Source organism: Candidatus Zixiibacteriota bacterium, assembly GCA_040752815.1.
Classification (GTDB): Bacteria; Zixibacteria; MSB-5A5; order GN15; family FEB-12; genus JAGGTI01.
In genome coordinates this window covers 32,831-46,306 of the sequence record JBFMGC010000006.1, presented here as the reverse complement: position 1 = coordinate 46,306, position 13,476 = coordinate 32,831, and the positions used below count along the sequence as shown (strand labels likewise).

Genomic DNA, 13,476 nt, shown 5'->3' with positions numbered 1-13,476 from the left:
GCATGACCTCACTTGGAGGAAACGTCAACGATCGATCTGATCATTATGGGTTCGGAAGTTAAGAATTACACGACTAATATGAGCGACGTTACGGCGTCGGCTCTCAACTCCAGTTCCCGGAAGTAGCCCGTATGGACAGGACCAGAGTAGTAGTCTCGACCTTCCCTAGACAATATGAGGCTCCGTCGGGTTGCCGCATGACCGCCCTAACCGGCTGGTTTGGTAATCATGACGCTCTGGCGCAAGGTCCGGGTTATTTTTCAGGGTGGAGACCATACATGTTTTTACGACTATCGTGTTATTCATCGTCGGATTGGCTGACCCGTCAGAGGGTTTCCGATATACCTGCTGCCTGGTCGCGCGGTCAGCGACAGGCGGAACACACCGGTTTCGCGCCCTATTGGGCCGACCCGTCCGTTGCGGGAGCATTCCCGGAATGGTCGCTCGTCGGTCTGGTATGCGCAAGCGGTCGTGCTCCCCGGCAGTCGGTGGCCACTGTACCCTGGAGCACCACCACGCCAGTTGATATTGCTGGGTGGACGGAAGTGGTAATCCAAGAGGGACGCCATGTCCTCTTTGACGTCGATTTCGGCCAATGCGCCGAGGTAAACGCCAGCATCGACTGCGTGCCTTGCGGCGCCGATGGCGGCGCCTGCCGGCTCGAGTGTTGCGGTGGCGAAACCTCTGGCATCAACACCTGCGGGTGTCCCGGCCGGTCCGATTCGGATAACAGCAGATTTAGTTGTCTAAGCTTTAACGAGGTAACGAAATGACCAATCTAAGAAAGAGCTATGTTCCGGTTTTTGCTGTCTTGGCTCTGGCCTTTTGTATCATGATGATAGGTCAGGCCGCGGCAGATTCCAGAAAACTGGGACTCTCACGCATAACTGAGGACGAGTTCGGTGTTCCGCTTCCGTCCGAGGACGTTGTGGTCAAGGAAGCAGTGAAAGTGCGCGAGGGTGACCGCTTGGCGACCGACGGTCAGAGCTACCAGGGTGCCGTTCGTGGCGAACGCCCCAAAGCTGCTCTGTCCGCGAACGGCGGCGGCGACACCTACGCCCTGGCTACTGTGATCCCGGCGGTGCCGTACAGCGACATGGGTACGACCGTCGGCTTCGCCTATGACTACAACTCGTCGGAAGCCTGCCGGGCTGCGTCTGGCGGTGCTCATGGTGCCCCAGACGTCGTGTATTCCTACACGGCGGCTAGTGACGGGATGCTGTTTGTTTCGACCTGCCAGCCTGGCACTCTGCTCGATAGCAGAGTGTGGGTCGTCGAGTCAGTCAGCCTCACTGAAGTGGGCTGCAATGACGACGGCTGCCCGAGCTATGCCTCTGAACTGACCGCGCCTGTAAGCTCCGGCCTAACGTACTTCATCGTCATAGGCGGCTGGAACGCAGCCCAGGCGGACGTTTACGAACTTTTCGTAGACTTGTTCGCTCCGGGTACGGTTTGCGAGGCACCGCTCCCAATCCAGCTCCCGACTTCGAACATTCCCGAGACTGCCAGTTGGCCGGTCGATATGACCCTGGGCTTCTGCGGCTACCCGGATGCCACCGGTCTGAATGCTGGTGCATTCTACTATGAATTCACCGCTCTGGCGACTGGATTCTATACGTTTGAATTCTGCGATGACGGCACCGTGCCGAACACCGGCTTCCTGGGTATAGCCACTGGCGTCGTCTGCTACGCAGGCGCCACCTGCTACGGCTATACCGCCACCCCGGGTGAGGAATGTGCCGATGTCGGCCCATTCACCTGCGGCGCGGTTCTTCTTGCCGGTCAGACCACCATAATCGAGATCTTCGATTGGTGCGATGGCATGCAGGGCACGTTGACCGCTTCAGTGGCGGAGCTACCACTGTACAACGACGACTGCGCTGACGCTGAAGACCTCCTTGTCGGCACGGTAACCGACCACTTCGTTCACAACGTGAACGCCACTCGTGACGGCCCCGGAGTCGACCTGTGCGCCACCGCAGACCCGTCTGAGATTTGCGCTGACGTCTGGTACGTCTGGGAAGCCGATGCCGACGGTTATGCTCGGATCAGCTTCTGCGACGGCTCGGCCGATCACCGCTGCATGGTGTATGCCGGTGACGAGTGCCTCTCGGTCAATCCGAGAGAGTCGATAGCCAGCGGCTGTTCTGATGACGGTTGCGGTGTCGGCGGTGGCCCGCCGTTCGCCGAAGTACCCTGTCAGACCGGCGATCGGTTCTTGATTCGTATGGGCGGCTGGTTTATCGAGGGCGATCCTGACTACGGCGATTGCTCCGCATTCGGTATGGGCGTCGGCGAGCTGGATATCGAAGTCTTCCCGACCTCGATTCGTCCGGCCAACGACGGCTGCTCCGGCCTGGTGCCGGCGGTGGTTGCCGGCGATGGCTCCCTGACGTCCTTCACGGCTCAGACTACCGCCTGGGGCGGTTGGGACTGCCTCCCGACGCTGCCCCGCCCGTACGAGGTGAACGTCTGGTACGCCATCTCCACGGCCTACTGCGCTGATACCCTCGAGGTCAACATGTGCGGTACGATTGATGGCTCGCTCTACAACATACCCACGTCGTACGTGCCGATGTTTACCGGCTGCCCGTGCGACGGCGCCTATGTGACGTTCTACCCCGCTGTCAGAATCTTGTCGACCACGAGATGCCAGGCGTTTGGCTTCCCGACCACTCATGACAGGCAGTTTGCCTGGGTCTACCGGGCAGTGATTCCCGGTGATTATTACTGGGGTGCGGACCGGTACTCAATCGGCGGTAACGCCACGGGTGATCCTACCCCCTGGCACGTCGATGAATTCCGGGTGAACTTCAGGGCGATAGCAGCGCCTTGCGTGTACTGCGCGGCGTCCGGCAACCCGAACTCCTGCCCGCCCGTGGCTGGAGCTACCTGGATTGACCGTGTCACCTTTGCTGCGATTCAGAACCCTGCCCCGCCGGCCACCAGCGGCTGTATGGCCTATCAGGACTTCACCGCTGTGACGGGCGGCAAGGTTTATCGCGGCTTCGACTACACCCTGACCGTGCGTTACGGCCGGACGGGCGGCGGCGCCCTTGGCTCCGGTGACTCGATGGACGTCTGGGTCGACTGGAACCAGAACTCCGGTTTCGCGGCCAATCAGACCGAGACCTTCGAGCGCACCACCCTTAGCCGTGTCGGTCCCGACATGGTCGGTACGGTCAGCGTGCCCATGGCGGCTCAAGGCCCTGGCGGCGGCGCAACTGGTACCACCATAATGCGCGTCCGCATCGCCAACGCTGCTGACGGCGGCAACGCTCCGTGCGGCAACAAGACCTGGGGTGAAGTCGAAGACTACCTGCTGCAGGTCTATGATCTGGAGTGCGGTGACTTCAACATCGATGGCAACGTTGATGCTACTGACATCGCGTTCCTGTGGGCCTGGTACCAGGGTGCCGGCCCGGCTCCTGATTTCTATCAGAGAGCTGACATCGACGGTGACGGCTTCATCACTCTTGCTGACGTCGTCGCGCTGGTGGAAGCTGCCTACAACGGTGGCCCGCTGAACTGCATGCCGTAAGGCGTTCGGTTCCTCCGGCGTAGTGATGCCGGATGAGCGCAGAACCGAAGTCGTTCTGTGAATCAGCAACCCCCCGGTTTCGACCGGGGGGTTGTTTTATTATGCCGGTTTCGAACGGGGACTCGACCGGTGGCCCACCCGCTTGCGGGCGGGGGGTGAGACAACTGTAGGGCAGAATCCTGGGATTGTTCGCGTCAGCGAGCAATCGGCCATTCTGCCAATCGAGGTGGCCCACCCCTTGGGGAGTGTTTCCGTGGGCGGCAGACGTCCTCATTTCCGTGGGCGGCAGACGTCCTGAGGCTGTCCCATAGGTTGATTTGGGACGGCCTCTCCTCGTCTGCCCCTTGAAGCGACACCGGGCAGACCGGGAGGTCTGCGGTGCACCATAATGAGTCGTCTGCCGCGCACGCCAATGAGGGCTCCACCCCGCCCGAACACCTGCTCTTGACGTTTCGCCCCGCGCATACGTATCATAGGTAGAAGGACGGCAACTCGCGATCCCACCTGCGCCGGCGGCCCAAGCGCCGGAGGTCAGCCGTTATGGATGGAATCAAAGACACTGCCGATGATCGTCTGGTACCGGCCCGATACTGGTCCCGTCTCGATGACGGCCGGCTGCGGTGCGATCTCTGCCCTCGCGCCTGTCAGTTGAAAGACGGACAGCGCGGCGTCTGCTTTGTCCGCATGAGGCAGGGCGAGCAGATGCTGCTCACCACTTTCGGCCGCTCCACCGGCTTTTGTGTCGATCCCATCGAGAAAAAACCGCTCAATCACTTCTATCCCGGCAGCGCGGTGCTTTCGTTCGGCACCGCCGGCTGCAATCTCAAGTGCAAGTTCTGCCAGAACTGGGATATCAGCACTGCCCGCGATGTCGATCACCGCGCCGAGGAAGCCACGCCGGAGATGATCGCCCAGGCCGCGCGCAGCCTGGGCTGCCGCTCGGTCGCGTTCACGTACAACGATCCGGTTGTTTTCCTGGAATACGCGGTCGAAGTCGCCCGGGCCTGTCATCGGTTGGGGGTCATGACGGTTGCCGTCACCGCCGGTTACATCACGGCCGAGGCGCGCCCGGAGTTTTTCAGCGTCATGGATGCTGCCAATGTCGACCTGAAAGCGTTCACCGAAACGTTCTACCACAAGCTCTCCGGCGGACATCTGCAGCCGGTTCTGGATACACTGGTTTATCTCAAGCATGAAACCAATGTCTGGTTCGAGCTGACCAACCTGGTGATCCCGGGCGAGAATGACACCGACGAGGAGTTTGACGCCATGACCAGATGGGTGGTCAAGGAGCTCGGTCCCGATGTGCCGATACATTTCACCGCGTTTCATCCGGACTGGAAGCTGATGGACCACCCGCCCACGCCGCCGTCGACATTGTCACGCGCGCGGCGGATCGCGCTGGCCAACGGCGTCCGCTACGCGTATACCGGGAACGTTCATGATACGGATGGCGGGACCACTTCGTGTCATCAGTGCGGGGCGGCGTTGGTGGAGCGCGACTGGTACCACCTGCTGGGATGGAATCTCGATTTGGGCGGGCGATGCCGTCAATGCGGGGCGGCTTGCGCCGGACGGTTCGATCCGAAGCCGGGCAACTGGGGAGCGCGACGGCTTCCGGTCCGCCCGGCCGATTTCGTGTAAACCTCCGAGTGGCAACCAAAAAAAAGCGGCCGACCCGGGGGTCGACCGCTCATTAACTTCTATTGCTTGCGCTTTAGGCGTGATGGACCTTGCGATAAACTACTCCCGCCACCAGACCCAGACCCAGCAGGATCACTCCGGCCGGCTCCGGCACTGCGGAGTAAGCGTAGGTGTAATCCATCATAAGCACTGCCTCGTCGAGCCGTAGGTTAGCCTCGGCTGCGAAAACCTGCACTCCCAGGGAACCGCCGTTCCAGAACCCGGCCTGATCGACACTCGCAAGATCATAAATGCTGTTGTCATGCCAACGGTACTCAAGCGGGTCCCAATCCCAAGTATCCTCGATCGCGATCCGGTTGCCGCGAATATCCACGTATTCGCCGTCGATTTTGAGCTTGGCTCGGGTTACCGCATCGGGCGGAACCTGCAATCCGGGCGGAAGGGTATGCTGCCAGGCCAGCGACTGATCCAAACCGATCTCGTTGCCGATCCAGACGCCGTCGTAATAGGAATCCGGCTGGCTCTGGTAGAAATCAACCGTAGACACGTACATGTAGGTGTGGTTATCGAACGCGACATAGACGTCACGCGTGATGGTCTCGGTCATCAGGGGCACAGCGACCGCAGCCAGAGGCATGGCGAGTACTATAACGGTGGGGAGTAGCAACTTTGTCCTGAACACAACGAAGTCCAATCTTGGCTAATAGGTATACTTTGCTGGCTGGAAAGTACGCAAGATCAATGCCAACAGCCAGTGCGCTGTGGCACAACAACTTACTGCAACGCAACAATCGCTGTCGGGATGTCTTTGTTCATGCTTTGAGCAACTATATGCAGATACCTTCACAATCATGACATTTCCCGGTTTCTAATTGCCGTCATCTTTGTGGATCACAAAAGGTAATCCCCGCGAATCAGGGCCGAGATTTTTGCCAGGTGGTGGTCGTCATGTTCGGCCACGAAAAACGCCCCGTCGATCACCCGCATCGGCTGATTCAGCCTCGGGTAAAGGGCCGATTGTCCCGCTCCTTCGATTCCGAACGCCTCAAACTCGGCCACCAGTTTCGCCCGTTCGGCCCGAAAGGCATTGAGGATATTCCCGATAGAGTTGGCATTGTGGTTGGCCTCGGTAGTTGGGCGGTTTCTAATATCAGCGGGGCGGAGGACCTTGAGGCCGTTTCGGTAATCCGCCAAGCGCCCATGCCAGAGCGGTTCGAGATCCAGCAGATGGCCGACCTGCTCTTGGACCGACCATTTGTCGCCGGGTTTGCGTGTGAGAATATCCGGTGGCAGTCCGGCGAGTTTTTCTTCAAGCCTGGCCGGAGTGCCGCGGAGCCGTTCCAGGACGTTGGGGAACATCTCGACCGGCAGGCTGAATTCGAACTTGCGGTTGATCCAGAGCATAGCGACCACTCAGTCGTCAGTGACTACCTCACGTTTACGCCGGTCAGTTTGACAAACTCCGCCACATCCGCCAGCGCACGGTCGATGGCCGACTGCCAGAAGTCCTCGGTCTTCAAATCGACACCCAAATGCTTTCGGGCGACATCATCAGTGGACATACTACCGGTATCTTCAAGAAGCGCCACATACTTCTTCGCGAACGACGGTCCCTCCTTGCGCGCGCGATCATACACTCCCGTGGCGAACAGGTACCCCACCATGTAGGGATAATTATAAAACGGACGGTCGGTCAGGAAGAAGTGAAGCTTCGAGGCCCAGAAGAGCGGATGATACCCGGATTCGTCGAGCAGTCTGCCATACGCCTGTTTCTGCGCCTGTACCATGAGCTCGTTAAGCTGGTTGCGGCTGAGTACTCCCTTCCGGCGCTCATCGTAGAATGCACAATCAAACAAATACCGGCAATGTATGTCACACATGAGCACGTACGCCGACTGGAGTTTCTGATCGAGATACATCAGTTTCTCGCCGCGCTCGTCGGTCGATTGCAGGGCAGCGTCGGTTACCAGGAGTTCGTTGAAAATCGACGCCGTTTCGGCGAGCGGCATCGGGTATAACGTTGCAAAGAACGGCCGCTCCCTGAGCACGTGGTTGTGGTAGGCATGGCCCAGTTCGTGCGCCAGAGTCAGCAAGTTGTCATAGCTGCCGGCGTAGGTCATGAAGACACGGGTCTGCCGAAGCGGCCCGGTGCCGGTGCAGAACGCGCCCGCCCGCTTGCCGGGGCGGTCTTCGGCCTCGATCCACCGCTTCTCCGCAGCCGAACGGCAGAATTCGGAGAGCGCCGGCGAGAACGATCGGGTGTTGTCCACCACGAACTGAATGGCCTCGTCGAACGCGTAGATCCGTTCGGACGCACCCACCGGTGCGAATTCGTCGTACCAGGTGTACTTGTCGATTCCCAGCAGCGCCTTCTTGGCCTCGATATAAGGCAGCAGCTTCTGATTCTCCCGCGCGACCACGGCCCACATGGTGTCGAGAGCTTCGCGTGACATCCGCGCCTGCAGGAGCGGCTCGAACAGGACCGAGTCCCATTTACGCGCTTTGTACAGCGACAGACGGAACCCGGCCATCGAGTTGAGAATCATCGCGGCCAGGTCGCCGACCGAATCCCAGGCGCCGGTCAGTTTCTCGAACGCCAGCCTGCGCACGTTCCGGTCCGGGTCGGCTATCTTGGTGGCCAACTGGCCCATCGATATTCTGCGGGTCTGGCCGTCAACCGGAAACTCCGCCCTCAATTCTCCGGCCAGCTTGTCGTACAGGCGGTTCCAGGCATGATATCCGCTCACGGCGAGATCAAGCGCCAGCGTCTCCTGCTCGACCGGCATCTTGGACTTGGCTTCCTCGCGCAGTTCGTCGAGAAAGAACCGTATCGGGCTTAACTTCTCGGACGTAACAAGCTTCTCCCAGGCCGCGTCGGTTTGCTCAAGCGAGTGCGCCTCGAGAGCCGATTTCAACTTGTTCCATTCGGCGAACAACTCGTCGGCCACCGACTCGGCGGCAACAGCGCCCGAGTCGCTCACGTCCTGCGCTCCCAACATACCGGCAAACGACTTCACCAGTTTGGCATTCTCCAGGATTTCCTGCAGAAGCAGCATGAAGTCCCGCCATTTCTCTTCCGAGTCTGGCCCCAGCTTTTCGGGCAACTGCTGCAGCTGCCGTCCGGCGTCAGCTAAAAGGCTGCGGACTTTCTCGCAGAAGGCTTTGAACTGGGGCGAGCTGGAGCCGCCGGGGAAGATGGAATCGAGGTCCCAGCGCGGCGCCGGTGGGATTCTGACGGTGGTCGACATGGTCGTACTCCTGAAGGTCCAGTTGCACAATCTGTGTTCAGTCAGCTATATACAGCCGGGCGGGCGCAGAATCAAGTGCCGTGGGCTGTGTGAGAAACAAGCGGATAGCGAGTATCAGATGACCACCGATTTCGATCAGCCCGTTGAGTATCCGATCGACGGGACCCTCGATTTGCACCAGTTTTCTCCAAAAGAAACTCGGGAGGTTGTGATGAGCTATATCGACGAGTGTCTGAAACGCGGCATTTTCAATATCCGCATCGTGCACGGCAAGGGCAGGGGTGTGCAGCGAGAGATAGTGCACGGTGTTTTGAAACAGCACCCGAGCGTGGCTTCGTATCGCCATGAGCCAGGTACTGGCGGCGGCTGGGGTGCGACTGTGGTCGATCTGAAACCGAGCTAAGTCTGGTTCGTGACCGAACCGCCGAACTTCGATCGGCAGGCCTCCGCGCCTGCCGCGCGCGTAGGGCAGAATCCCTGGGTTGCTCGCGTCAGTGAGCAACCGGTGATTCTGCCATGAATGCCTATAGCAGAAACCGTCTGTGGGCTACCCGTTCGTGGTTGGCGTACGACCCTGTGCTCCAACTTGAATGCGAACATCCCACAGCAGGCCGTGGGCTACCGGTTGGTATTTCGCGCCTGGCGTACCTCCCGGTGCGCCAGGTCTTGGGGCCAACCGAATATATTGCGACTCATGAGGCCGTGGTGGACAAGAATATCTACCACGCACAAGAGTTGAGTCAGCGCCTAAGCAGGGCGCCCCAGCCCGACACGAGCAAGTCCAGGTCTATCGGACAGAGTCGCCCGACAGCACGCAGTGCGAGTGGCTTCTTCCGCAGTCCAATCGCCCCAGCCAAACCGATTGATTATTTCCCGAAAATGCCGTTGACCGCCGCTTGGTCATGTGTTACGCTTGGGGGACCCAAAGGTGTCGAAGCCAGGGCCACGACAGAGTAGACGGTCAGAGCAACTTGCTGCGGAGCTGATATGTTCAGGCAACTACTGCCCAAAACCACTAATTTCTTCAAGTTTTTCGAAGATCACTCCCGGTTGTCGGTGGAGGCCTGCCGGCATCTGGACGCTATTTGCAACGACTCGCACGAGCTGCATGTGCGAGCCAGCCGGATTAAAGCGATCGAGCACGAGGCGGATTTTATCACCCATACCTGTATCGACGCGCTTCACCGCACGTTTATAACCCCGATTGACCGCGCCGATATCCATCGGCTCATCACGCGGCAGGATGATATCATAGATTCGGTCGACGCAACCGCGTCGCGGATGATGCTCTATGACATGACCGACATGCGTCCCGAGGTCAAGCTGCTCACCGCCGGGTTGGTGCGGGCATCGTCCGATCTTGCGGAGGCGGTCCAGGGCCTGCACCGGATGAAGAAACAGGGGGAGGAAATCGAGCGCCTGTGCCGCGCCGTGTACGATGCTGAAAAGGAAGGTGATCAGGTGCTCAGGGCCGCCCTGGCCCGGCTCTTCAAAGAAGAGCGCGAGGCGGTGGTGCTGATCAGATGGAAAGAGGTGTTTGAACGCCTCGAAAAGGCCAGCGACCGATGTGAGGAGGTCGCCAATATCGTCCAAGGTATCGTGATCGAGGCCTCCTGATCTTGGATCCGCTCTGGCTGATCATAATTGCGACGGTTGCGATTGCGCTGCTGTTCGATCTGATAAACGGGTTTCACGACGCTGCCAATTCTATTGCCACGGTCGTATCCACGCGGGTGCTTAGCCCGCGTGTGGCGGTCTGGTGGGCGGCCTTTTTCAATTTCGTAGCGATGTTCGTTTTCGCTCCGCATGTCGCGGACACGATTGCCAAAATCGTCAAGATCGATGGCAGTGATTCGTTCTACGTTTATGTCGTTCTGGCGGGACTTATCGGAGCTATAGTCTGGGATTTGATCACCTGGTGGGTAGGCCTGCCGACAAGTTCCTCACACGCGCTGATCGGCGGTGTGGCGGGAGCCGGTCTGGCTTATGGGGGTGTGCACGTGATTCGCTGGGAGAATATCTGGAAAGCCGCGAAGTTCATTCCGCTTGCGCCACTGATCGGCCTGGTGGTTGGCTTTGCTATCATGATTGCCGTGTACTGGATCTTCCGCCAGTGGCGTCCGTCTGACATAGATAAGTTGTTTCGTAAAGGACAGCTCGTGTCGGCGGCGCTTTATTCGCTGGGACACGGCGGTAACGACGCTCAAAAGACCATGGGTATTATCATGGCGCTGCTGATCGCTGGTGGTGTTTTCAGCCCCGAGACGGAACTTTCTCTGGCGAATCCGCGCACGTTGTGGATCATACTTTCGTGTCACCTGGCGATGGGTCTCGGCACGGCCTTTGGCGGTTGGCGGATCGTCAAAACGATGGGGATGAAGATCACCAAGCTCAAGCCGGTGGGAGGATTCTGCGCCGAGACGGCCGGCGCGGCCACCCTCTTTATGGCCACCAACATGGGGATTCCGGTCTCCACAACGCACACGATCACCGGCGCCATCGTCGGCGTGGGTGCGACCAACAAACTATCTGGCATTAAATGGGGTGTGGCCGGAAGAATTGTCTGGGCCTGGGTGCTAACGATCCCGGCGAGCGCGCTGATTGCCGCGGGATGTTTCTATATTATTAAGGCGTTGCACGCGGGCTTCTGAATATGGCTTGACTAGTCAAGTACGTCGGTGGCGAGATCATAGAAGGCATCATGCGTGGCCCGGTCCAAGAGTCGTCAACACTGAGGTTAGGTCACAAGTCTCGATATCTGTTCGTTCCAAGCGACTTTGAGAGTAGAGGGAAAATCGGGAGCCTCAATGAATCCCACCAGAGTCCTACTGAAACATTTCCTTCCGCGGCTACCTAAGGTAGCTAGACTCATGATCAACCAATGTCTTATTTCTAAGAAGTTTACTTCGTGGCCCTGAGAAAAGTACTTACGAGCAAGAGACTTAGCCTCGCCCGTAACTCCCCCGGGTTTAATCAAGAATAGATAGTCTTCGATCTCAAGAGGGGCTATTTTGGTTGTGAAAGTGGCCACAATTCTTGGGCGGTCAACCTCCCGTTCAGTTACTTCGGCGGACATAAGTACTCGCCCATTTTCAGAAATCGTAATGTCGCCACCAACTCCTGCCGCTGCATCTGCAACATTTATGCCTTGAAAATCGATCTGCCAAGTCAAGTGGTAGTGCTCTTTGATCGCGGTGAAGGCAGAAAGCGCCAAGAGAGCGGGAAAGCGACCGCCACTCGGCTTACTAAGAAGTCCTTCGAACAATTCGTCGTATTGTTCAAGACTGATCCGCTGTAATCTAGTGACTGTGACAGCGGATTGCTCCCTTATGCGAACGAACATATGGAGGGTCGCGCGCAGCTGGAGATTGAGCTGTTTCTTGCTCGTCGATGAAGCCACGATATCGAGAAGTGATCTGAGTGCGTCATAACCTGTTTTGTCTCGGAGGCCGGTTCGGGTGCTTGCATCAAACCTTACGTTGCGTCGGAATACACTCAAGTACGGGCCGCGCGAACATGGAATCTGATTGTCATGAAGAAACGGGTTAACCACTCGTTCGTCCAGCGTTCTGCCGCTAAAAGCATTAGGACCTTGCTCCGCATATGGTAGGAGTATATTTATGCTACCGTCTATCAACTTCGCCAAGACACATCCGAGGAGAACCTCTCTGTAAGCCTGTGTATGGGAGGTGAATACGGCTTGTAGATGTGTTTGAATGTCGTTCGGAATCGAGAGAGCAACTCCGTCAATGATCTCTTTCGTGATACTCCTGAGGTTTGAGTCCAAGATACGACGGGCTCTCATGTAATCAACGCCGGGCATAACTTCCTGCGACTAGAAATTTGTCCAAAGAACTTCCTGTCGCAGAGCTTTGGTTGAGTGGCATTGTTTCGGGGGAGCATCACTGCGACACCAATTCCTGTATAACTGGTCCAGGAGATCGCATCGATAGCCGGATACAGCCACCATCCCCTTGCATCGCATGAGCAGTTCTGCGAGTTTAGTGTGCTCGTCATCTGACATTTCGTAACGATACGCCTTTGTGTCGCCACGCGAGCAGTGTACATAGGGAGGGTCACAGTAGAAGAGTGCCCCTGGGGCATCATATAACCTGATTATCTCAAGGGCCGGTCTGTTTTCGATTTGCACTCTCAGTAATCTCTCTGCAATATCAGCCAGACTGTCGACACTGCCCAACCAACGCGAGACCGCCCCCGACATGCCAGCCCGGCTTGTGTTTCTGCAGTTTGCCCACCGACCTAAAGATGCGGTCTGTGCGAGGCCAGTTCGTGCTTGCCTTGCTCTTACAAAGAACTTTCTCGCGCGCTCGAGCGACGACACGCGCTCGTTGGTGCTTTCCAGGGAGAGAGCGAATTCTTCGCGGGAGAAAGGCGTCAAGCCGATAGCCTCAATCAACTTAGTCTTCTTTGCTCGCAACACGCGAAAAAAGTTCACAACTTCACCATCAAGATCGTTGTATGTCTCCACTGGTGAAGGAGCTCTATTCAGGAGAACCGCAGCTGATCCGCCAAACGGTTCACAGTAGTGATGGCATTCCGGTAACAACGGCAGCAACCATCCCAGGTGGTTGAATTTTCCGCCGTACCAACCAAATGCTATGAGCCGCTTACTGTAAGATCGCGAGTTTCTTGTTACAGGTGAAGTCGCAGACCGCTTCGCTCTAGTCTGTGTGACCGTTACGTCCGCGAATACCTGCGTTTGTGCCAAGAGAGCTGTTTTTTCATTGTCCGATCGTCTTGTCATATGACCCCACAATGCTTGAATAACGGTAACAAGTCAAGTTTTCTTGCACTGTTCTTGCTGGGCACCCTTCCTCATTTGTCCTCTCTCTCTGTGGCCCGTTTACGGATTCCCCGCCAAGTTCAAAACACAGAATCTTCGGTAGTAAAATAAGACTTCTTCTAGATTGGCGAAGTCACTTTTGTGCCTTATTACAAAGGCATCTAACATTACTTCTTTGCTTCGACCGGAGAAGGGCAGCCGTGCCAACCACTGTGCTATGCTTCTGTCGGAAGGCCTTG

Annotated in this window: 10 protein-coding genes; 5 read left to right on the top strand and 5 right to left on the bottom strand. The window is 57.7% G+C overall.

Features of this window, described 5'->3' with window-relative positions:
- The first annotated feature begins 769 nt into the window (after nt 1-769).
- The gene (locus tag AB1772_03015) at nt 770-3,541 is read left to right on the top strand and encodes a GEVED domain-containing protein (protein ID MEW5795309.1); all 2,772 of its coding nucleotides are present in this window, start codon (nt 770-772) and stop codon (nt 3,539-3,541) included.
- Between the two features lie 540 nt (nt 3,542-4,081).
- Nucleotides 4,082-5,185, top strand: a complete 1,104-nt coding sequence (amrS, locus tag AB1772_03010) for an AmmeMemoRadiSam system radical SAM enzyme (GenBank protein MEW5795308.1) — start codon at nt 4,082-4,084, stop codon at nt 5,183-5,185.
- Between the two features lie 73 nt (nt 5,186-5,258).
- Here amrS and AB1772_03005 read toward each other — a convergent pair whose 3' ends face one another.
- The 3 genes from AB1772_03005 to AB1772_02995 form a co-directional block, all read right to left on the bottom strand.
- The gene (locus tag AB1772_03005; GenBank protein MEW5795307.1) at nt 5,259-5,867 is read right to left on the bottom strand and encodes a PEP-CTERM sorting domain-containing protein; all 609 of its coding nucleotides are present in this window, start codon (nt 5,865-5,867) and stop codon (nt 5,259-5,261) included.
- A gap of 209 nt (nt 5,868-6,076) precedes the next feature.
- Nucleotides 6,077-6,589, bottom strand: coding sequence for a DinB family protein (locus tag AB1772_03000; protein ID MEW5795306.1), 513 nt, complete (start codon nt 6,587-6,589; stop codon nt 6,077-6,079).
- Nucleotides 6,590-6,612: 23 nt separating this feature from the next.
- Nucleotides 6,613-8,433, bottom strand: coding sequence for a M3 family oligoendopeptidase (locus AB1772_02995; GenBank protein ID MEW5795305.1), 1,821 nt, complete (start codon nt 8,431-8,433; stop codon nt 6,613-6,615).
- Here AB1772_02995 and AB1772_02990 point away from each other — a divergent pair.
- From AB1772_02990 to AB1772_02980, 3 genes are all read left to right on the top strand, one after another.
- Nucleotides 8,432-8,836: a Smr/MutS family protein gene (locus AB1772_02990; GenBank protein ID MEW5795304.1), complete on the top strand. Its 405-nt coding sequence runs from the start codon at nt 8,432-8,434 to the stop codon at nt 8,834-8,836. The two genes, AB1772_02995 and AB1772_02990, sit on opposite strands and share 2 nt — an antisense overlap.
- Nucleotides 8,837-9,420: 584 nt before the next feature.
- Entirely contained in the window at nt 9,421-10,050 is a 630-nt protein-coding gene (locus tag AB1772_02985; GenBank protein ID MEW5795303.1) for a DUF47 family protein, read from the top strand.
- Between the two features lie 2 nt (nt 10,051-10,052).
- Nucleotides 10,053-11,084: an inorganic phosphate transporter gene (locus AB1772_02980; GenBank protein MEW5795302.1), complete on the top strand. Its 1,032-nt coding sequence runs from the start codon at nt 10,053-10,055 to the stop codon at nt 11,082-11,084.
- 86 nt (nt 11,085-11,170) lie between these two features.
- Here AB1772_02980 and AB1772_02975 read toward each other — a convergent pair whose 3' ends face one another.
- Nucleotides 11,171-12,256 (bottom strand): restriction endonuclease, SacI family, encoded by a 1,086-nt coding sequence (locus AB1772_02975; GenBank protein ID MEW5795301.1) that lies wholly within the window; start codon nt 12,254-12,256, stop codon nt 11,171-11,173.
- A 12-nt stretch (nt 12,257-12,268) separates the two neighbouring features.
- A complete protein-coding gene (locus AB1772_02970; protein MEW5795300.1) occupies nt 12,269-13,054 on the bottom strand; it encodes a DNA adenine methylase in 786 nt (261 codons plus the stop codon).
- Nucleotides 13,055-13,476: the final 422 nt, after the last annotated feature.